Annotated in this window: 15 protein-coding genes and 3 rRNA genes; 3 read left to right on the plus strand and 15 right to left on the minus strand. The window is 67.6% G+C overall.

Annotated elements, in window-relative coordinates; all coding sequences use genetic code 11:
- Positions 1–19: 19 nt before the first annotated feature.
- From ACQPXM_RS35360 to ACQPXM_RS35405, 10 genes are all read right to left on the minus strand, one after another.
- Positions 20–1,045, minus strand: a complete 1,026-nt coding sequence (locus tag ACQPXM_RS35360) for a glycosyltransferase family 4 protein (protein WP_432942279.1) — start codon at positions 1,043–1,045, stop codon at positions 20–22.
- Entirely contained in the window at positions 1,042–2,658 is a 1,617-nt protein-coding gene (murJ, locus tag ACQPXM_RS35365; RefSeq protein ID WP_432942281.1) for a murein biosynthesis integral membrane protein MurJ, read from the minus strand. The genes ACQPXM_RS35360 and murJ overlap by 4 nt, the downstream gene beginning before the upstream one ends.
- Positions 2,637–3,440 (minus strand): hypothetical protein, encoded by an 804-nt coding sequence (locus ACQPXM_RS35370; protein WP_432942283.1) that lies wholly within the window; start codon positions 3,438–3,440, stop codon positions 2,637–2,639. Before ACQPXM_RS35370 ends, murJ begins: the two co-directional genes overlap by 22 nt.
- Positions 3,440–4,384 carry a copper transporter gene (locus tag ACQPXM_RS35375; protein WP_432942285.1) on the minus strand — a complete coding sequence of 315 codons (945 nt, stop codon included), beginning with the start codon at positions 4,382–4,384 and terminating at the stop codon, positions 3,440–3,442. Before ACQPXM_RS35375 ends, ACQPXM_RS35370 begins: the two co-directional genes overlap by 1 nt.
- On the minus strand, positions 4,381–5,562 hold the full coding sequence (gene steA, locus ACQPXM_RS35380; RefSeq protein ID WP_432942287.1) for a putative cytokinetic ring protein SteA: 1,182 nt from the start codon (positions 5,560–5,562) through the stop codon (positions 4,381–4,383). Before steA ends, ACQPXM_RS35375 begins: the two co-directional genes overlap by 4 nt.
- 116 nt (positions 5,563–5,678) lie before the next feature.
- On the minus strand, positions 5,679–7,403 hold the full coding sequence (recN, locus tag ACQPXM_RS35385) for a DNA repair protein RecN (protein WP_432942289.1): 1,725 nt from the start codon (positions 7,401–7,403) through the stop codon (positions 5,679–5,681).
- Entirely contained in the window at positions 7,404–8,348 is a 945-nt protein-coding gene (locus ACQPXM_RS35390) for an NAD kinase (protein WP_432942290.1), read from the minus strand.
- 44 nt (positions 8,349–8,392) lie between these two features.
- The gene (locus ACQPXM_RS35395; RefSeq protein WP_077014923.1) at positions 8,393–9,211 is read right to left on the minus strand and encodes a TlyA family RNA methyltransferase; all 819 of its coding nucleotides are present in this window, start codon (positions 9,209–9,211) and stop codon (positions 8,393–8,395) included.
- A gap of 14 nt (positions 9,212–9,225) precedes the next feature.
- Positions 9,226–10,152: a hypothetical protein gene (locus ACQPXM_RS35400; RefSeq protein WP_432942292.1), complete on the minus strand. Its 927-nt coding sequence runs from the start codon at positions 10,150–10,152 to the stop codon at positions 9,226–9,228.
- A 1-nt stretch (position 10,153) separates the two neighbouring features.
- On the minus strand, positions 10,154–10,648 hold the full coding sequence (locus tag ACQPXM_RS35405) for a phasin family protein (protein WP_432942294.1): 495 nt from the start codon (positions 10,646–10,648) through the stop codon (positions 10,154–10,156).
- A 114-nt stretch (positions 10,649–10,762) separates the two neighbouring features.
- Here ACQPXM_RS35405 and ACQPXM_RS35410 point away from each other — a divergent pair, with 114 nt between their 5' ends.
- A complete protein-coding gene (locus ACQPXM_RS35410) occupies positions 10,763–11,188 on the plus strand; it encodes a PH domain-containing protein (RefSeq protein ID WP_432942296.1) in 426 nt (141 codons plus the stop codon).
- A gap of 21 nt (positions 11,189–11,209) precedes the next feature.
- Here ACQPXM_RS35410 and ACQPXM_RS35415 read toward each other — a convergent pair whose 3' ends face one another.
- Positions 11,210–12,319: an HAD-IIA family hydrolase gene (locus ACQPXM_RS35415; RefSeq protein WP_432942298.1), complete on the minus strand. Its 1,110-nt coding sequence runs from the start codon at positions 12,317–12,319 to the stop codon at positions 11,210–11,212.
- 24 nt (positions 12,320–12,343) lie between these two features.
- Here ACQPXM_RS35415 and ACQPXM_RS35420 point away from each other — a divergent pair, with 24 nt between their 5' ends.
- Positions 12,344–13,498: a DUF1015 domain-containing protein gene (locus ACQPXM_RS35420; RefSeq protein WP_432942300.1), complete on the plus strand. Its 1,155-nt coding sequence runs from the start codon at positions 12,344–12,346 to the stop codon at positions 13,496–13,498.
- A gap of 49 nt (positions 13,499–13,547) precedes the next feature.
- Here the strand turns inward: ACQPXM_RS35420 and ACQPXM_RS35425 are convergent, their stop codons facing one another.
- Complete coding sequence (locus ACQPXM_RS35425; protein ID WP_432942302.1) at positions 13,548–14,369, minus strand: hypothetical protein; 822 nt, start codon at positions 14,367–14,369, stop codon at positions 13,548–13,550.
- Here ACQPXM_RS35425 and ACQPXM_RS35430 point away from each other — a divergent pair.
- Complete coding sequence (locus ACQPXM_RS35430) at positions 14,334–15,143, plus strand: hypothetical protein (protein ID WP_432942304.1); 810 nt, start codon at positions 14,334–14,336, stop codon at positions 15,141–15,143. The genes ACQPXM_RS35425 and ACQPXM_RS35430 overlap by 36 nt on opposite strands.
- 710 nt (positions 15,144–15,853) lie before the next feature.
- Here the strand turns inward: ACQPXM_RS35430 and rrf are convergent.
- The 3 genes from rrf to ACQPXM_RS35445 form a co-directional block, all read right to left on the minus strand.
- A 5S ribosomal RNA gene (gene rrf, locus ACQPXM_RS35435) occupies positions 15,854–15,971 on the minus strand.
- A gap of 142 nt (positions 15,972–16,113) precedes the next feature.
- Positions 16,114–19,240: ribosomal RNA gene (locus ACQPXM_RS35440) — 23S ribosomal RNA — on the minus strand.
- Positions 19,241–19,713: 473 nt separating this feature from the next.
- A 16S ribosomal RNA gene (locus tag ACQPXM_RS35445) occupies positions 19,714–21,231 on the minus strand.
- The 16S, 23S and 5S rRNA genes sit together here, the layout of an rRNA operon.
- Positions 21,232–21,250: the final 19 nt, after the last annotated feature.

The raw sequence follows: 21,250 nt of genomic DNA on the forward strand, positions 1-21,250 counted from the left end.
GCCTCCAGCCTACCGCTTGTCAAGCGGTACTGGCGACGAGACCCCCGTAGATGTCCAGCAGATTCTTCGCCACGGCGTCCTCGTCCGGCCATCCGGCGGCCAGCTGCAGGCCTTCGGCCCGCCGTAGCGCGGCTGTTTCCGGCTCGGAAAGAAGTTTCCGAACGCCGTCGGCGAGCCCGCGCGTGTCGCCCGGAAAAGCCAGGATCGCGCTGTCCCCGACCAGCTCCGGTACGCCGCCGACCGCCGTCGCCACCACCGGTACGCCGGCCAGCAGCGCTTCCTGCAGCACCAGCGCCCGGGCCTCCCAGTGCGAGGTGAGCAGGAAGACGTCGGCCGCGCCGAGCAGGTCCGCCACGTCGTCGCGGTGCCCCAGCAGCCGGACCGGCAGGCTCTCGGCGTCGATCCGGGCCTGCAGGTTGTCCCGCAGCGGCCCGTCGCCGACCACGGCGAACACCACGCCCGGTTCGGTCTCGGCGACCTCGGACGCGACCGACAGCAGCGTCGGGTAGTCCTTCTGCGGCGCCAGCCGGCCCACGGTGAGCACCAGCGGCGCGTCACCGATCCCCAGCTCCTCACGGACAGCTGCCGACGGCTTACGGACCTCTGGCATGGCTGGAGCCGCGACGGGCGCCAGGCGCGCCTGCCGGGCTCCTAGCCGTCGGGCGAGCTCGACCAGGTCGGAGGACGCACCGAGCGTCAAGTCGGCGCCACGGGCCACCAGGCGCTGTCCCAGCCGCATCACGAGACCACGAGGGCCCGCTGCGATCACCGCGTTGTGCCACGTGACCACCAGCGGCCGCAGGTGGGACCGGTCGCGCAGCGCGGACATCCCGGCCCGGTACCCGTGGGCGTGCACCACATCGGCGCCCCGCAGGCCCGCGGCAGTCGCGACCACAGCGGCCGCCCCGAAGTCGAAGTGCTCGGCCGTACCCGATGGTGCGCACACCACGACGTCGTGACCGGCCGCCAGGAAGCGAGGGACCAGTGAGGCGACGTGCTGGCCGATCCCGCCCCGCGACTCCGCCAGCAGCAAGCCGATCCTCATTGCTTCTCCTCCACCACGGTTGGAACACCCCTGCGCAACAGCGCCCGGGCATCCGGACGGTCCACCAGTACGGCGACCGCGGCGTACACGCTCACGACAGCAAGCCCGGACAGTACGGCGAACAACAGCGCGCTCTCCCAGCCTCCCTCGTCAGCAGGCAGGGAGACAGCCCAGCCGGCCGCACCGGCCAGCGCCGCACCGACCACAGCCGCGACAGTCGCACGGGACAACCCCTGCAGCACACCAGCTCCGGCGACCCGCTGCAACACCACCAGCAGAACAACAGCACCAGCCAGCATGCCGACCGACATGGCCGCGGCCAGTGCCGGTACGGCGTCCCACTTCAGCGTCAGGACGAGTCCGGCGACGGCTACGAGCAGCCAGGCCCCACCGGTCACCACTGCGACCGCGCGACCCGTGTGTCGCGCGTAGAGGACCCGTCCGACATGCATCTGGACGGCGAACCCGATGATCGCCGGAGCGAACGCGACCAGACCGTTAACCAGCGACGACGCCTGCAACTCCTGCACGCGTCCGTCGTCGTACGCGAAGATTCGGGCGACCGGGACCGCCGTACCGACCAGGAGCGCGGCACCGGCTCCCCCGGCGAGCATGACCGCCCGGGTGGACGTCGCGGCGTACAGGTCGAAGGCCTGCTCGTCCTTGGACTCGAAAGCCGCTGCCAGGCGCGGGAAGACCGCGGTGGTGATCGGCACCGCCAGTACGGCGTACGGGAGCAGGTAGACCGCGTTGGCCCAGGTGTAGACCGCGATGCTGCCCGGTACGCCGCGGTGATTGGCCAGGTAGGTGGTGACGAGGAACGCGACCTGCTGCGCGACCAGTACGGCGAGGCCTGCAGCAGCGAGCCTTCGCAGGACCGGACCGACTCCCGGGTCCAGCCGGAGCGTCGGGCGGATCGGCAAGCGCAGCAGGAGCATTGGCACGAGCACAGTCAGCGCGAGCGCCAACACTCCGGCCGTCGTACCCCAGGCCAGCAGATCGGAGGCACCGCGCGACGCCTGGTCCGCTACCGGAGCTTCCACCGCGAAGAGGAGATAGGTCGCGACGACAACCAAGCTGGAGATGAGCGGCGCCAGCGCACCGGCCGCAAAACGCTTGTGGGACTGGAGAACCGCCGTCGCGACCACAGCGATCGCATAGCCGAACACCTGCGGGACGAAGATCACCAGCATCCTGGTGGCAGTCGCACCGGAGCCACCACACTCGGGGCCGGAGTCCAGCATGGCCGAGGTGTACTGCGACGCCAGAAGCCAAGCCAGCAAGGCGAAAGGCGCCAGCAGCACCAGCGACCAGGTCAGCAGCGCACCGATGATCCGGCCCTGTGCGGCCTTGTCGCCACGAGCCACCGGGCCGGCCAGGATCGGGATGACCGCGCCGGCCAGCGCACCGCCGACCACGACCTCGAACAACACGTTGGGCAACTGGTTGGCCGTGGCGTAGGCCTCCGCCAGACAGCCGGCGCCGACCGTCTTCGAGAAGACCAGCCAGCGGCCGAAGCCGACCACGCGGGCCAGCACCGTGACACCCGCGACCAGCAACGCGGCCCGGGCGATCCGCCCGCCCGCACTGTTCACCGGGGTCGTCGGCCCCACTGGTCGATCTTGTCCAGGGTCGGGTTGCCGGCGATCACCTTGGTGAAGCTGACCTTCTCGCTGGCCAGGTTGAGCGCGACGACCGCCGTCAGGGCAAGCATCTTGAGCGGGCGCGGCAGTGACGCGGCCAGTGCCGTACCGGTGATCGCTCCCAGTCCGTTGGCGCCACAGTCACCGAGCATCGAGCGCTCGCCCAGGTCGGACGGAGCTGATGCGACAGCCGCACCGACCACCGCCGCGGCAGGGCCACCGGCAACAGGTGCACTCGCCGCAGTGATCGCCTTCAGCGCACGACCGGGCCGAAGATCCAGCAGATTCGCGAGGTTCGCCGTACCGGCGATCAAGGCGCCGTCGGCAACGATCTCGGTCAGCGCGCCGAAACCCCTGGATTTGCGGGGCAGCAGCGCCGCCGCGGCCAGCCCGGCCGCACCCACGCCGAGGATCTTGACCGCACCGCTGGTCACCTCGCCGCGCTTCAGAGCTGACAGATGACCGCGAAACCCCTTGGTTTCCGTGGCTCCCGCGAGGTCGTCGTACGCACCGACGGCACCCGACACCGAACCGGCCAGCAGCGCGGCGGCCTTCACGCGTCCCTTGCCGCTGCCCGCCGCGACACCGGCCAGCGCACCCAGTACGGCGACCGGCCCCTCCAGCAGCGTGACGGTCTCGCCGCGGTGGTTCGTGCGCTCGAACGGCGCCCGGTTCTCCTTCGGCAGCTTGGCGGCGGCGCGTTCCAGCCCCGCGGTGGCCGCGGCCGCGACGACCGCTCCGACCAGGCCCATCAGTTCTCCTTCGCCTGCACCGCGGACGGCGCGACACCGTTCTTCGCGTCGACGCCGCCGTACTGGCCGGCCTTGCCGCCGGCCTGCTCGACCAGGGCGAAAACGATCGTAGCCTGGCCGCTGGGCATGTTCGCGACGTCGACCGAGGAGATGATCTTGGTCGCGTCGCTGTCCCCGCGCAGTGCCTTCAGCAGGCCGCCGTTCTGCGCGCTCTCCGGCATGCCCGCGACGACCGAGCCGGCGCTGCCCAGGTCCAGGCCCTCGGCGAAGTCCACGCTGTCGGTGTACGACGAGTTGTCCGGCGCCGGCGTCGGCGGCTTGGCGGCGACCACGACGACCAGGTCGGCGCGGTCCTTCGGCGTCGGCTTGACCGAGATCAGCTTCGAGTCCGACATCCCGCTGAGGATCTTGGTCGACTCGGCGTCGATCGCCTTGTTCTGCTCACGGGCCAGCACGCCACGGGCCAGGATCAGTCCGGCCCGCTGATAGGTGTTGCTGTCGGTCGGAAAGGTGATGTCCGGGGTGACGAGTTCGTTCACCAGCGGCTCGATCAACTGACGCTGGCCCGGGTCGAACAGCTTGCTGTCCAGCGCGACCCGGGTGGTGACCTGACCGCCGGCCCCCTCCAGCGACTCCTGGATCGCGTTGGTCATGTCACCGTCCGAACCGGGCATCGCGACGATGGCGATCCGCCGGCCGGCCAGCTTGCCGTCGGTCAGCCCGGCGGTCACCTTGGACACGTAGTCGTCGCGGTACTTGTCCAGCGACTTGGCCTGGATCGCGTCCGCCCGCGCCTGCTCCAGGGCCTGCCGGTCCCGCTCGGCCTGGGCCTGGACGACCTCGGACGCGGTGCCCTTCAACGGTCCGGCACCGAGCACCACGCCGGCTCCCAGGGCGAAGAAGATCGCCACGATCGAGACGATGTGGTAGCGAAAGTCGATCACGTGAACAGCTCCCGGATATGGAAGTAGATTTCGTTCCAGCGCGCCCGCAGGATCGACCAGAGCACGTCGTCGGCCCCGATCGCCACCATCGCGACCCCGAGCGCGAACAGCCCGGCCGCGATCAGCGCGACGATCTGGGACGTGGAGACGCGGCTGCGGTAGAGCCGGCCGACACCCTTGGCGTCCACCAGCTTGGCACCCACCCGCAACCGGGTGATGAACGTGCTGGCCATCCCGGCGCGTCCCTTGTCCAGGAACTCGATCAGTGAGTTGTGCGTGCCGACCGCGACGATCAGCGACGCGCCCTTGGAATCGGCCAGCAGCATCGCGACGTCCTCGCTGGTGCCGGCCGCGGGGAACTCGACCAGGTCCACGCCGAGCCGCTCCAGCCGCTCCGAACCCGGCGCGCGGCCGTCCCGGTAGGCGTGCACGACCACCTCGGCGCCGCACTTCAGCGTCTCGTCCTTGACCGAGTCCATGTCGCCGACGATCAGGTCGGGCACGTAGCCGTTCTCCACCAGGGCGTCCGCGCCGCCGTCGACGCCGATCAGCACCGGGCGGTACTCGCGGATGTACGGCCGCAGCGCGACCAGGTCCTCGCGGTAGTCGTAGCCCCGGACGACGATCAGCACGTGCTTGCCGTCCATCGGGGTGTGCACGTCCGGTACGCCGACGCCGTCGAGCAGCAGGTCCCGCTCGCGCCGCAGGTACTCCAGGGTGTTCGCGGTGAACGCCTCGAGCTGGGTCGACAGGCCGGCCCGGGCGTCGTCCATCAGCTGCGCCACGCTCTGGCTGTCCTGGGTGACGCCCTTGGCGACCACTTCCTCGCCGCGGTACAGCACGCCGTCGTGCAGGCGGACGCGCTCACCCTCGTGCAGCACCGAGAAGATCTCGCGGCCGACCCCGTCCACCAGCGGAACACCCGCCTCGACCAGGATCTCCGGGCCGAGGTTGGGATAGCGGCCGCTGATCGAGTCGGCGACGTTCACCACCGCCGCGACCTGGCAGTCGACCAGCGCCTCGGCGCTGACCCGGTCCAGGTCGACGTGGTCGATGACGGCGATCTCGCCCGGCTTCAGCCGTTTGGTGAGATTCTTGGTACGGCGGTCCAGCCGAACCACTCCGGCGATCCCGGGCAGCTCAGTCGGTCGTGCTCTACGCAGGCTGGGCAGTTTCATCGCGCTCTCATCCTGCCATGTCAAGAGCCCCCTCCCCGCCTTTTCACGCCGGGAGAGCGTATTCATCGACTGGTACCCGCGCGCCGTGGCGTCAAATCATTCTTTTGGCGGAGGGCTCAGCGCTTCTTCTTGCGCCGTTTGGTGTGACGCTCCGCGGCCAGCGCCAGCAGCTCCTCGGCGTGCGCCTGGGCCGCGTCGGAGTTCTCCAGGCCGGCCATCATCCGCGACAGCTCCTTCAGCCGGCCCTCGTCGTCCAGCGCGACCAGGCCGCTGGTGGTCACCGAACCGTCGTCACTCTTCAGCACGACCGCGTGACGATCCGCGAACGCCGCCACCTGCGGCAGGTGGGTGACGACGATGACCTGCGCCTTCTCCGCCAGCCGGGCCAGCCGCTTGCCGACCTCGACCGCGGCCCGCCCGCCGATCCCGGCGTCGATCTCGTCGAACACCAGCGTCGGCACCGGGTGGGTGTCGGACAGGATCACCTCGAGCGCGAGCATCACCCGGGACAGCTCACCGCCGGACGCCGCCTTCTGCAGTGGGCGGGCCGGGCTGCCCGGGTTCGCCGCGAAGCAGAACTCGATCTCGTCCGCGCCGTACGGGCCCGGTGCGGTCTCGTGCACCTCGACCGTCAGCGTCGCGTGCGGCATCGCCAGCCCGGTCAGCTCCTCCGACACCGCGACCCCGAGCCGCTGCGCCGCTTCCCGCCGGGCCGCACCGATGGTGGCGCCCAGCTCGGTCAGCTGAGCCTGCAGCTCGGCCTTCTCGGCGGTCAGCTGCTCGACCCGCTCGTCGCTGCCGTCCAGCTCGGTCAGCCGCTCGGCGGACCGCTTCGCCCACTCGATCACCTCGTCGACAGTGCCCTCGGCGTCGCCGTACTTGCGGATCAGGCCGGTCAGCAGGCTGCGGCGCTCGCTCACCACCGCCAGCCGCGCGGGATCGGTGTCCACGTCTGCGACGTACGACGACAGCTCGCCGGCCAGGTCCGCCGCGAGGTAGCCGAGCTCCCCGGCGCGATCGGCCAGCTCGGCCAGCTTCGCGTCGTGCTCCCGTTCGCCGTCGAGCACCTGCTTGGCCAGCGACAGCAGCCCCAGTACGTCGCTCGGCCGGGTCGAGTCGAGGTCCTCGGACGCGAGCGCCTCCCCCGCCGTCGTCGCCGCGGTCCGCAGACCGTCGGCGTACGCGAGCCGGTCCTCCTCGGCGGCCAGCTCCACGTCCTCACCAGGTCGCGGATCCGCCTTGGCGATCTCGTCGAGCCCGAAGCGCAGCAGGTCCGCCTCGGCCAGCCGGTCGCGCTGGCGGGTGGTCAGCTCGGTGAGCTCCGCCTCGACCTCCCGATGCCGCCGGTACGCCGTCGTGTACTCGCCGAGTGGAGCCAGCACCGGCTTGCCCGCAAAGGTGTCCAGCGTCTCGCGCTGACGAGCCGGCTGCAGCAGACGCCACTGGTCGGCCTGGCCGTGGATCGCGACCAGGTCACCGGAGACCTCGGCCAGCACCGACACCGGCACCGACGCGCCACCCAGGAACGCCCGGGAACGACCCTCCGACGACAACTCACGCGCGATCAGCAGCTCGTCGTCGTCCAGCTCGCCGCCGCGGTCCTCGGCCTGCTGCACGATCGACCGCGGCACAGCACTCGCCCGGCCCTCGACCCGCGCCCGCCGGACGCCGTGCCGGACCAGGCCGCTGTCGGCCCGGCCGCCGAGCAGCATGTTCACGCCGGTCACGACCATCGTCTTGCCCGCGCCGGTCTCGCCGGTGACCGCGGTGAAACCCGGATCGAGGTCCAGCGTGGCGTCCTCGATCACGCCCAACCCGGTGATGCGGATCTCCGACAACATCTAGGTCTCCTCTTGTGCACTTCGTTTGCGGCGGTGCTCGGCCGCGCCGCGCCACCCCAGCACGGGCAGGTCGAACTTGGCCACCAGCCGGTCGGTGAACGGCGCCTCGTGCGCCCGGGCCAGCCGGACCGGGGTCTTGCCGCGCCGGACCTGGATCCGGGCGCCCGGCGGCACCTCGACCATCCGGCGCCCGTCACACCACAGCACGCCGCGACCGTGCCAGGCGGCGACCAGCTCGACCGTCAGCTGGGAGTTCGGCGCGACCACGATCGGGCGGGAGAACAACGCGTGTGCGCTCAGCGGGACCAGCAGGATCGCCTCGACGTCCGGCCAGACGATCGGGCCACCGGCGGAGAACGCGTACGCCGTACTGCCGGTCGGGGTGGCCAGCACGACGCCGTCGCAGCCCCAGCGCGACAGTGGCCGGCCGTCGACCTCGACCAGCACCTCGAGCATCTTCTCCCGGGCCGCCTTCTCCACCGACGCCTCGTTCAGCGCCCAGGTGTCGAAGATCAGGTCGTCGCCGACGAACACGTCGACCGCGAGCGTCATCCGCTCCTCGACGGTGTAGCTGCGGTCGACCACGACCTCGACGATCCGCTCCAGGTCCTCCACCTCGGCCTCGGCCAGGAAGCCGACGTGGCCCAGGTTGACGCCGAGCACCGGCGTACCGTGCGGGCGGGCCAGTTCGGCGCCGCGCAGGATCGAGCCGTCGCCGCCGAGCACGATGATCAGCTCGACGTCCTGCGCCGCCTGGTCGGCGTCGTCGGCGATCTCGGCCGGGTGCAGGTCGAGCTCCGCGGCCTCCGCGCCGACCAGCCGGACCACGATGCCCGCGGCGGTCAGCAGCCGGTGTGTCTGGCGGGCGACCTCGACCGCCAGGTCGCGGCCGGTGTGCGTCACCAGCAGGACGCGCCGCGGCTCGGTGTCGACCGGCTCAACCACGCGGACCTGCCTTCTGCTCGCTCACAGCGTCACTCACCGGGTACTCATCGGGGACCGTTCTCGACGGCGTTCTGGAGCATCGTCTCATCGAGAGGTGGTGCCGAACGCCGTATCCACAGGAAGTACTCGACATTTCCGGACGGGCCGGGCAACGGGCTGGCCGCGACACCCTGCACTCCCCAGCCCAGCTCGGCCGCCTTCGCCGCCACGCCGCGCACCGCGTCGGCGCGCAACTCGGGATCGCGCACGACGCCGCCCTTGCCGAGCCGCTCCTTGCCGACCTCGAACTGCGGCTTGACCATCAGCACCAGGTCGCCGTCCGGTTTCACCACCGCGAGCAGCGCCGGCATCACCAGCGTGAGCGAGATGAAGCTCAGGTCGCTGACCACCAGATCGACCGGCTCCCCGCCGATCGCCTCCAGCGTCAGCGTGCGGACGTTCGTCCGGTCCATCACCGTCACGCGCTCGTCGGTCTGCAACGCCCACACCAGCTGGCCGTAGCCGACGTCGACCGCGATCACACTCGCGGCGTCGTTGCGCAGCAGCACATCGGTGAATCCACCGGTGGACGCGCCGGCGTCAAGGCACCGCCGCCCCTTCACCTGTACGCCGCTGAACGCCTCCAGCGCACCGATCAGCTTGTGCGCGCCGCGACTCGCATATCCCGGGTCGTCGACCTCGGAGGTGTCGACGAGGATCGCGGCGTCGGCCCCAACACCCGTGGCCGGTTTGGTTGCCACGGTCCCCGCGACCTTCACGCGTCCCGCGGCCACCAGTTCGCTGGCGTGCTCACGCGATCTGGCCAGCCCACGCCGTACCAGCTCCGCATCCAGCCGAGACCGCTTGACGCCTCCCTTGGCCACGCGACCCTTTCCAGTCAGCCCCGGTCGCCCGGTTCGGCGTCCGCCTCCACCAACGCCGACTGCAACCGCTCGTGCAGCTCGGCGTAAACCTCCGCATGCTCACTCACCGGCAGGTCCCGCAACCCGTCGAGCCGCGCCATCGTCTCCTCCACCAGAGGATGAGCGTCATCCTCGGAGAACTCGCGGCTCTGTCCGGCCGGCTCAGCCCCGCTCGACTCGCGACCTGCCGGGTCCTCCGCTGCCGAGTAGCTCCTCCCAGGAACCGCCGCATTGCCGCGCGCCTGGTCGTAAGTGCTCTGCTCAAGCGTCTCGCGCTCGTCTGCACTTGAAATGGAGGTGGGCTGGGCGCCGGGACTCGGCTGGCCGGACGGCGCGGCCGGACGAGGCGCGAAGCCCTGCGACGGCGGTGCCGGACGGGGTGGGAATCCGGGCGGCCCAGGACGCGGCGGCGTACCGGCCGGAGGCGCGGGCTTCGGCGCGAACCCACCGGGCGCCCCCGGCTTCGGCGCGAACCCGCCCGGAACACCGGGCGTCGGAGTGTTCGCCGCCGGTGCCGCCGGGCTGGGAGCAGTTTCCGGTGCAGACGCGGCGGCCTTGGCGGCTTCCTCGGCCTCCAGCTCAGCCATCAGCTCGGCTTCAGCACGCCGCTCGGCCTCGAGCTCCGCCGCGAACTCGGCCTCGGCCCGTCGCTCGGCCTCCAGCTCCGCCTCGGCGCGCCGCTCGGCCTCCTCGGCCGCGAGCTCCGCCTGGAACTCCGCCTCAGCACGCCGTTCGGCTTCCTCGACGGCAGCGTCGTCCACCGAAGCCGCGAAGGTCTGCTCGGTGTTCTCCGGCTCCGGCTCGGTGTCGTAGTCCGGCGCCGGGCGCTCGGTCTCCGGGTCGAAGCCCGGCTCGACGTCCGGGTTGAACGCGGGCACCTGCTCACCAGGGTGGTCGGTCACGTCACGCCTTCTTCGCCGGCGCCTTCTTGGCCGCCTTCTTCACCGCGGGCTTCTTCGCCGCCGGCGCCGCGGGCTGCTTCGCCGTGCTCTTGGCCGCGGGCGCCGACAGCGGCTCGGACTTCTCCGCCGCGGCCGCCGCTGTACCGGCTGCCGTCGCCGCGACCGATCCGGCCGCCTCGGCAGCGGCCCGCGTCTCGGCCAGCTCCCGCTCGAGCCGGTCCACCCGCCGCTCCAGTACGCCGACCTCCTCGCTGCGCACGAAGCCGAGCCGCGACACCGCGCCCTCGACCTCGTTCGCCACGATGGCCTGCAGCAACTGCCGGTTGCTCTTGCTGGTGGCAACGATCTCGTCGGCCAGGTCGGTGACCTTGGTCGTCAGTGCGTCGGCCCCCGTCTGCTGCAGCAGCGCCTTCGCCGCCTGCTGGGCCCGCTGCCGGGTCACCTCGGTCAGGCCGTTCGCCAGCTGTACGTAGCCGCGCAGTGCGTCCATCACCATGACTGCCTCCTCGCGTCGTCCCAGCAACGGTATCGCGCCGACTGTCTCACACCACCCCGGACGCCCCCGGCCAGCCAGTTCACCGACAACCGCCGGTCCGTGTAGAACTGCCCCATGCGCCTGGCGACCCCCTGGTACCGCGCCTTCTGCGCGACAGTGCTGGTCGCAATCGGCCTGGCAGTCGTAGCCGGCCTCGCCGAGCCGGACACACCCACCAGCGAACCGAACTGGCCCGGCTGGCTCTTCCTCGCCGTCGACCTGGCCCTGCTGTTCCGCGCCGCCCGCCTCGGCCTCACCCTCACCGCCGACACCCTGGTCGTCCGATCCTGGCTCACCACCCGCCGCATCCCGCTCGCGGACATCACCGCCGTACATTCCGCGTACTACGACGGCTGGTGGGGCACGAACTGCGAGTGCCTCAACCAGCTGGAACTCGAACTCCGCGACAGGGAGCACCCGCTGCCCGTACGAGCCGTCGTCGCCACCACGCGCAGCCGCCGCATCGCCCGGATCGCGCACCAGCTCAGACAGCGCCTCTGACAGCGATCCGAGAGTGCCGACCTACTTGTCGAGCCCCACCCGATGCAATGCGGCGTCGATCGCGATCGAGCCGAGCGCGGGACCCGGCTTCGGCAGCGGACGGCGGCCGCGGGTGGCCGATTTCGCGGTCGGCTTGGTGGTCTTCGCGGGCTGGTCGGTGGCGGCCCACACGGCGGACAGGATCGCGCGCAGTCCGTCGTACGGCTCGCCCTCGCCCTTCACCGTGACGGAGCCGTTGACGACCTCGGCCGTCCAGCCCTCGCAGGTGTGCTTGCCACCCTCCACCTGTACGCCGGGCTGCGGCTGCGCGAGCGCGCTCAGGTCCGGCGCGATGTACGTCGGCCGCTGGTCCTTCGGCGCGCGCGCCAGGTCATGCGCGTCGTGCACACCGGTCGCGACCCACAGGCTGGCGATGCCGACCGCGTGCGCACCGGCGATGTCGGAGTCGAGCCGGTCGCCGATCATCAGCGGCCGTTTCGCCTTCAGGCGTTCGATGCTGGTCTCCAGCAGCGGCGGCTCGGGCTTGCCGGCCACCACCGGGTCGACCTCGACCGCGGCCCGGATCGCCTGCACCAGCGTCCCGTTGCCGGGCGCCATGCCGCCCGCGGTCGGGATGGTCAGGTCGAGGTTCGTCGCGTACCACTTCGCGCCCTCGTTGATCGCGTGCGCGCCGTCCGCGAGCATCACCCAGCTGACGTCAGGGTGGAACCCCTGCGCCACCGCGACCGGGTGCGCGTCGCTCGACCGCACCGGGCGCATCCCGTACTCCTCCAGCGCCGTGGTCAGCCCTTCGCCGCCGACCACGAGCACCGGCGAACCCGCCGGGAACTCCGCGGCGATCAGCTTCGCCGCGGCCTGCGCCGAGGTGACCACGTCGTCGGCGGTCACCTCCAGGCCGAACGACGCGAGGTGCTCGGCGACCACCGCGGCCGGCCGGCTCGCGTTGTTGGTGATGTACCCGATCCGCAGGCCTTCCTTCGCGGCCTTGCGCAGGTTCTCCGGCGCGTCCGGGACCGGGTCCGGGCCGACGTAGACGACGCCGTCGAGATCCAGCAGCGCCACGTCGTACCGGGCGGCGAGCGGTTCGTCACAGGCCGACAGTGGTGTGGGCGCTTCGCGTTTCGCCGTCATCGGTCCCCCCGTACGATGCCGCCCATGTCGGATGCCACCCTGCGCCTGGAGCCGTTGCGTGCCTGGCGGTTCGTCGCGGGCAAGGTGAGCGGACTCGGCGCGGTCACGTCACCGCCGTACGACGTGCTGGAACCGGCGCTGGTCCGGCGGCTGACTGATTCTGATCTGCACAACATGGTGAGGCTCATCCTTCCACGCGACCCTGAACTCGGTTCCAGCCGGTACGACGGCGCCGCCCGGCGGCTGATCGACTGGCAGCGCGCAGGGGTTGTCGTCCAGGACCGGAGGCCCGCCCTCTACGTCTACGAGCAGCAGTTCCAGGGGGCGGTGCTCTGCGGCCTGGTCGGGGCGCTGACGCTCGACCCCGAGCGCCGGGTGGTGCTCCCGCACGAGAACGTGATGCCCCAGTGGGTCGATGACCGGTTCGACCTGATGACCGCCACCGACGCGGACCTGGAACCCATCCTGCTCGCGTACGGCGGTGGTGGCGCGGCCAGCGACGCCGTCGACGCGGCCCGCTCGGGTGAACCCTGGCTGGTCGCCGACACCGAGAACGGCGCGCACCACCGGATCTGGCGGATCGAGAACCCCGACGAGCTCGCGGTGATCGCCGCCGAGCTCGCGCAGCACGAGGCCCTCATCGCCGACGGCCACCACCGGTACGCGGCGTACCTGGAGAGGGCCCGGCGCGAGCCGCACCGAGCAGGGACGTCCGCGGGGCTCGCCATGCTGGTCGACCACGAGCGGCATCCGCTCACCCTGGACCCGATCCACCGGCTCGTGCCGGGGTTGTCGCTGGAGACAGTGCAGCGCCGTACGCCGGAGAGCTGGCAGGTGCTGCCTGGGCGGGTTGACGACGTGCCGGACCGGGTGGCTGTCTCCGACGGGTCGTCCTGGGTCACGCTGCGGTCCACTGCTTACCGGGTGGAGCCGACGGTGGCCCTGCTACACGAGGAGCTGTTGCCGGCGTGGGGCGTTCCGGTGGACGACGTGACGTTCCACCACGCGCTGGCAGACGCACTGGCGCTGGCCGGGCCCTCACGGGCCGCTGTGGAGCTCGTGGCGCCTCGGCTGGACCAGGTGCTGCAGTCTGCTGTCCGGGGCATCGTGCTGCCGCAGAAGGCGACGTCGTTCGGGCCGAAGCCGCGGGTGGGGTTGTTGTTCCGCACGCTCGACTGATCCTGAACGCAGAAAAGCCCGGGACAGTGTCCCGGGCTTTTCCGTTCGGTCAGTTCTTGCCGGCGTCGTTGACGTCGACGTCGACCTGACCGTCGAGCGCGTCGTCGACCACCAGGTCGTCCGTGCTGTCGGCCACCGAGTCGTCCTCGGCGTCGTCCGGCTCGGCGGCGTCCACCTCTTCGACTGCGTCGGTCGCCTCGTCGTCCTGGTCGAGCTCGTCGTCCTCGTCGGTGACCTCGACGATCACGTCGTCGTCCTCGTCGTCGAGGTCGGTGAAGTGCAGGCCTTCCAGCTCCGCGGCACGCTCGGCGGCCCCGGTCGAACCGTCGGCATCCGCACCCGCGGCGCGGTGGAACCAGATCAGCGCGTCCTCGGTCCGGCCCGCCTCGGCCAGCGCGTCGGCGTACGCGTACCGCAAGCGCGGCAGCCACTCGGCGCGCGTGCGCTTGGTCAGCTCCGGCACCTCGAGGGTCTGGATCGCCGCCGCGGTCTGGCCCATGTCCCGCCGGGCGCCGGCCGCGACGATCAGCATCTCGATCTGGGTGGCCTCCTCGAGCTGCAGCACGATCGGCTCCCGGGACAGCGCGAGCGCCTTCTCCGGCCGGCCGAGCGCGCGCTCGCAGTCGGCCATCATCGCCAGCACCTCGTGGTTGCCGGTCATCCGCCGGACCGCACGGAACTCGGTCAGCGCCTCGTCGTAGTGCTCAGCCAGGTACGCCGTGATGGCGACCGCCTCGCGGACACCACCCAGTCGCGCGGCCAGCCGGCGCGCCGTCCGGGCGTGCTGGTAGGCCAGCTCGGGATTGTCGTCGAGGAACTGTCCGGACGCGACCAGGTGCTGCGCGACGAGGTCGGCCAGGCTGCGCGGCAACGACCGCAGCTCCGCCTTGACCCCACGGTCGAGCTCCGCACCGGTGATGCCGGCCGGGATCGCCGGGTCGTCGCGCCGCGGACCAGCCTTCTCCTCGTCCCGCCGGTCGTCCCGCCGATTGTCACGGCCCCGGACGTCCCGCCGTCCCGCAACCCGCTCGTCCCGCCGAGGCCCACCGGTTCCCCGCTGATCCCGACCACCACGCTCTTCGCGCCGGAACCCACCGGACCGCTCAGCCCCACGGGCGCCACCACGGTCATCGCGGTTGAATCCACCGGACCGCTCGCCACCACGCGAAGCACCGCGCTCGTCCCGCTGGAACCCACCGGACCGCTCGGCTCCACGCGCACCACCGCGATCGTCACGGTTGAACCCACCGGACCGCTCACCACCGCGCGAACCGCCACGGTCGTCACGCGAGAACCCACCGGACCGCTCGCCACCACGCGCACCACGGTCATCGCGGGGGAAGCCGCCAGAGCGCTCCGCACCCCGCGAACCACCGCGATCGTCGCGCGGGAAGCTGCCGGAGCGCTCACCACCGCGGTCGTCCCGCTGATAGTCACTGCGGTCGTCACGCCGGAAACCGCCGTCGCGAGCTCCGCGGTCATCGCGGTCGTCACGGCGGAAACCGCCGGCCGGCCGCTCAGCGCGTCCACCGGACCGATCGTCCCGCCGGAAGCCACCGTCACGCGCGCCGCCCCGGTCGTTCCGCGAACCTCCGCGGTCGTCGCGGCCGCCGCCCGCGCGAGACCCACCGCGGTCGTCACGTGAACCACTGCGGTCGTCTCTCGAGCCTCCGCGGTCGTCGCGCTGACTGGCACGCGGACCTGCGGGACGCTCGTCGCGCCGGAAACCGTCCTGGTCGCGCCGGCCGCGGTACCCACCACGGTCGTCGCCCCGGGAGTCACCGGACAGCTGACCCTTGAACGGATCCCGCTCGCCCTTGTCGTCCCCACGGGAACCGGCGAATCCCCGACGGTTGTCACCGTCACGGGGAGCGCCGGCACGCGGTCCACCAGTCCGAGGAGCGCCTCCGCTGCGGGGAGCTCCACTCGAACGGGGAGCCCCACTCGAACGGGGAGCCCCACCCGAACGGGGAGCTCCACCGGAGCGCGGCGCACCGCCGCTGCGCGGACCGCCGGTCCGGGGACCGTCTCCACGACTGGACGCGCCTCGGTAGCCGGAGCCACCAGAGGAACCAGAACTGCTTGATCCACCCGAGCTGCCGGCGCCCGATCGACCACGGCCAGTGGAGTCGGAACGCCCACCGCCTGCTCGACCGGGACGCCCGGCACCGCCGGACGAACCACGGCGATCACCCGAGCCGGGACGGGGGTTGCGAGGTGGCGTAGCCACGGTGACTCCTAACGGTCATACGAGGTTGTAGCGCTCAGACAAAAGTACAGGGTGCCGGACGTGCTCTCGGACCCCCGACAAATGTTAAGGGCCACCCGGATGGGGTGGCCCTTAACAGTGTGAATGTCCGGCGACGTCCTACTCTCCCACGACCTCCCGGTCGCAGTACCATCGGCGCTGTCGGGCTTAACTTCCAGGTTCGGAATGGAGACTGGGTGTTTCCCCGACGCTATGGTCACCGTAACTCTATAGAAATATCAACCAACCACACACTCAACCACATACCGGGTTGGGGGTTGACCGTATTCCGGGAACCGTACAGTGAACGCGAACATCGTTTACGCAGCAAATATCGTCTCAATGTATGACCACCCGAAGGTGGTGTTGAGACAAGCCCTCGGCCTATTAGTACCAGTCAGCTCCACACCTTACGGCGCTTCCACTTCTGGCCTATCAACCCAGTGGTCTACTGGGGGCCTTACCCGATTAACTCGGTGGGAGACCTCATCTTGAAGCGTGCTTCCCGCTTAGATGCTTTCAGCGGTTATCACTCCCGAACGTAGCCAACCAGCCGTGCTCCTGGCGGAACAACTGGCACACCAGAGGTTCGTCCACCCCGGTCCTCTCGTACTAGGGGCAGCCCTTCTCAAGTCTCCTGCGCGCGCAGCGGATAGGGACCGAACTGTCTCACGACGTTCTAAACCCAGCTCGCGTGCCGCTTTAATGGGCGAACAGCCCAACCCTTGGGACCTACTCCAGCCCCAGGATGCGACGAGCCGACATCGAGGTGCCAAACCATCCCGTCGATATGGACTCTTGGGGAAGATCAGCCTGTTATCCCCGGGGTACCTTTTATCCGTTGAGCGACGGTGCTCCCACATGCCACCGCCGGATCACTAGTTCCGACTTTCGTCCCTGCTCGACATGTCTGTCTCACAGTCAAGCTCCCTTGTGCACTTACACTCGACACCTGATTGCCAACCAGGCTGAGGGAACCTTTGAGCGCCTCCGTTACCTTTTAGGAGGCGACCGCCCCAGTCAAACTACCCACCAGGCACTGTCCCTGATCCAGATAATGGACCGAAGTTAGACAGCCAGAACAACCAGAGTGGTATTTCAACGATGACTCCACCCGAACTGGCGTCCGGATTTCACAGTCTCCCACCTATCCTACACAAGTTGTACCGACCACCAATACCAAGTTGTAGTAAAGGTCCCGGGGTCTTTCCGTCCTGCTGCGCGTAACGAGCATCTTTACTCGTAATGCAATTTCGCCGAGTCCATGGTTGAGACAGCGCCCAAGTCGTTACGCCATTCGTGCAGGTCGGAACTTACCCGACAAGGAATTTCGCTACCTTAGGATGGTTATAGTTACCACCGCCGTTTACTGGCGCTTAAGTTCAAAGCTTCGCCGGCCTAAACCAGCTAACCTGTCCCCTTAACGTTCCAGCACCGGGCAGGCGTCAGTCCGTATACATCGAATTACTTCTTCGCACGGACCTGTGTTTTTAGTAAACAGTCGCTTGGGCCTGGTCTCTGCGGCCATCAACGCTTCCACCAGCAAGTGGTGTAACGCATCCGGCCCCCCTTCTCCCGAAGTTACGGGGGCATTTTGCCGAGTTCCTTAACCATGGTTCACTCGATCGCCTTGGTATTCTCTACCTGATCACCTGTGTCGGTTTGGGGTACGGGCGGCTCTAACACTCACTACGAAGTTTTTCTTGGCAGCATGGGATCATCCACTTCCCCTAAACGGGTCCGCCTCGGTTCTCAGGCTCAATGAGACACGGATTTGCCTATGCCTCGCCCTACCACCTTGCCCGCGGATCAGCTTGCGCCTACCATCGCCGCGGCTGGACTGCCCTCCTGCGTCACTCCTTAGTGCACCTAATACCACCTAGGGTCAACAGATCCACTACTTGGCCCGAAGGCCGCCTAGCTTCTCGGTCTTAGCATCAGTGACCTCGGTCGGGTCGTGTTAATGCCGGTACGGGAATATCAACCCGTTGTCCATCGACTACGCCTGTCGGCCTCGCCTTAGGTCCCGACTTACCCAGGGCAGATTAGCTTGACCCTGGAACCCTTGATCATTCGGCGGACGGGTTTCTCACCCGTCATTCGCTACTCATGCCTGCATTCTCACTCGTGCAGCCTCCACAACTAGATCACTCTGCTGCTTCACACGCTGCACGACGCTCCCCTACCCATCCACACACCTGGACCAGATCCGAAGACCCAGCCGAGTACAAATGTGAATGCCACAGCTTCGGCGGATTGCTTGAGCCCCGCTACATTGTCGGCGCGGAATCACTTGACCAGTGAGCTATTACGCACTCTTTCAAGGGTGGCTGCTTCTAAGCCAACCTCCTGGTTGTCTGGGCAACTCCACATCCTTTTCCACTTAGCAATCGCTTAGGGGCCTTAGCTGGTGATCTGGGCTGTTTCCCTCTCGACTACGGAGCTTATCCCCCGCAGTCTCACTGCCGCGCTCTCACTTACCGGCATTCGGAGTTTGGCTGATTTCGGTAAGCCGGTAAGCCCCCTAGACCATCCAGTGCTCTACCTCCGGTAAGAAACACGCGACGCTGCACCTATATGCATTTCGGGGAGAACCAGCTATCACGGAGTTTGATTGGCCTTTCACCCCTATCCACAGGTCATCCCCCAGGTTTTCAACCCTGGTGGGTTCGGTCCTCCACGCGGTCTTACCCGCGCTTCAACCTGCCCATGGATAGATCACTCCGCTTCGGGTCTAGAGCATGCGACTCAAACGCCCTATTCAGACTCGCTTTCGCTACGGCTACCCCACACGGGTTAACCTCGCCACATACCACTAACTCGCAGGCTCATTCTTCAAAAGGCACGCCGTCACACCCCACAAGTGAGGAGCTCCGACGGATTGTAGGCAACCGGTTTCAGGTACTATTTCACTCCCCTCCCGGGGTACTTTTCATCTTTCCCTCACGGTACTAGTCCGCTATCGGTCACCAAGAAGTATTTAGGCTTAGCGGGTGGTCCCGCCAGATTCACACGAGATTTCAAGAGTCCCGTGCTACTCGGGAAAACACTCGGAAGTCACTGTCTTACGCCTACGGGGCCATTACCCACTACGGCCCGGCATTCCAACCGGTTCGACTTCAACAATGATTTATAACTCCCTGGACCCACGGCATTAGGCCCTGAATGCTCCCACAACCCCACATACGCAACGCACGCCGGCTATCACACGCACATGGTTTAGCCTCATCCGCTTTCGCTCGCCACTACTCACGGAATCACTATTGTTTTCTCTTCCTGCGGGTACTGAGATGTTTCACTTCCCCGCGTTCCCTCCAGAACCCTATGTGTTCAGGAACTGGTAACTGGCTTTAGAATGCCAGCTGGGTTTCCCCATTCGGACACCCCCGGATCACAGCTTGGTTGCCAACTCCCCGGGGCTTATCGCAGGCTCCTACGTCCTTCATCGGCTCTTGGTGCCTAGACATCCACCGATTGCCCTTAGTAGCTTGTCACACATACAAAGGAACAATAAAAATCGCTACAAAAGATGCTCGCGTCCACTATACAGTTCTCAAAATACGGGCAGGAACACCAACCCTGAACCACCACTACCCTCGGATCGCGACCATCAGGGGAAAACCCACCCTTTCAAGTCACCATCACCAGGAGTTTGGTGAGAGCCGGCCCCAACCACACCCCACACCAAATCCGCAAAGATTCAATGTGGAAGCGGCCTCAAGAAACCAAACCATCCCTGTCACCAGGGGCGGCCCGATTCCTCAGGACCCAACAGCGCGCCTCGGCCTTTCACCCGTCCTCACTCCTGTTCCACGCCCACCAAAGCGGGCAGTACTAAGTCGATCAGACGAGATCCTGGCCTAATGGTCAATGTTCCACATTCCGAAGCATCATCGCCCTGGAACGGACGTCCAGGAAACGACGAGTAGACACCGGACTCCTAAGAGCCGGCGTCAATGCTCCTTAGAAAGGAGGTGATCCAGCCGCACCTTCCGGTACGGCTACCTTGTTACGACTTCGTCCTAATCGCCAGCCCCACCTTCGACGGCTCCCTCCACAAGGGTTAGGCCACCGGCTTCGGGTGTTGCCGACTTTCATGACGTGACGGGCGGTGTGTACAAGGCCCGGGAACGTATTCACCGCAGCGTTGCTGATCTGCGATTACTAGCGACTCCGACTTCATGGGGTCGAGTTGCAGACCCCAATCCGAACTGAGACCGGCTTTTTGGGATTCGCTCCACTTTGCAGTTTCGCAGCCCTTTGTACCGGCCATTGTAGCATGCGTGAAGCCCTGGACATAAGGGGCATGATGACTTGACGTCATCCCCACCTTCCTCCGAGTTGACCCCGGCAGTCTCCTATGAGTCCCCACCATAACGTGCTGGCAACATAGGACGAGGGTTGCGCTCGTTGCGGGACTTAACCCAACATCTCACGACACGAGCTGACGACAGCCATGCACCACCTGTATAGGACCCTTACGGACCCCCCATCTCTGGAGGATTTCCCTATATGTCAAACCCAGGTAAGGTTCTTCGCGTTGCATCGAATTAATCCGCATGCTCCGCCGCTTGTGCGGGCCCCCGTCAATTCCTTTGAGTTTTAGCCTTGCGGCCGTACTCCCCAGGCGGGGCGCTTAATGCGTTAGCTGCGGCACGGAGGACGTGGAATGTCCCCCACACCTAGCGCCCAACGTTTACGGCGTGGACTACCAGGGTATCTAATCCTGTTCGCTACCCACGCTTTCGCTCCTCAGCGTCAGGTAAGGCCCAGAGAGCCGCCTTCGCCACCGGTGTTCTTCCTGATATCTGCGCATTCCACCGCTACACCAGGAGTTCCGCTCTCCCCTGCCTACCTCTAGTCTGCCCGTATCGGAAGCAGGCTCGGAGTTAAGCTCCGAGTTTTCACTCCCGACGTGACGAACCGCCTACGAGCCCTTTACGCCCAATAATTCCGGACAACGCTCGGACCCTACGTATTACCGCGGCTGCTGGCACGTAGTTGGCCGGTCCTTCTTCTGCAGGTACCGTCACTCTCGCTTCGTCCCTGCTGAAAGAGGTTTACAACCCGAAGGCCGTCATCCCTCACGCGGCGTTGCTGCGTCAGGCTTTCGCCCATTGCGCAATATTCCCCACTGCTGCCTCCCGTAGGAGTCTGGGCCGTGTCTCAGTCCCAGTGTGGCCGGTCGCCCTCTCAGGCCGGCTACCCGTCGACGCCTTGGTAGGCCATTACCCCACCAACAAGCTGATAGGCCGCGAGCCCATCCCCAACCGCCAGAACTTTCAACCCCAAACCATGAAGTTCGAAGTGATATCCGGTATTAGACCCCGTTTCCGAGGCTTATCCCGAAGTTGAGGGTAGGTTGCTCACGTGTTACTCACCCGTTCGCCGCTCGTGTACCCCCGAAGGGGCCTTACCGCTCGACTTGCATGTGTTAAGCACGCCGCCAGCGTTCGTCCTGAGCCAGGATCAAACTCTCCGTTGAAATCTATATATCCACCACA

This window comes from Kribbella sp. CA-253562, from assembly GCF_050942265.1.
In the GTDB taxonomy this organism is placed as follows: domain Bacteria; phylum Actinomycetota; class Actinomycetes; order Propionibacteriales; family Kribbellaceae; genus Kribbella.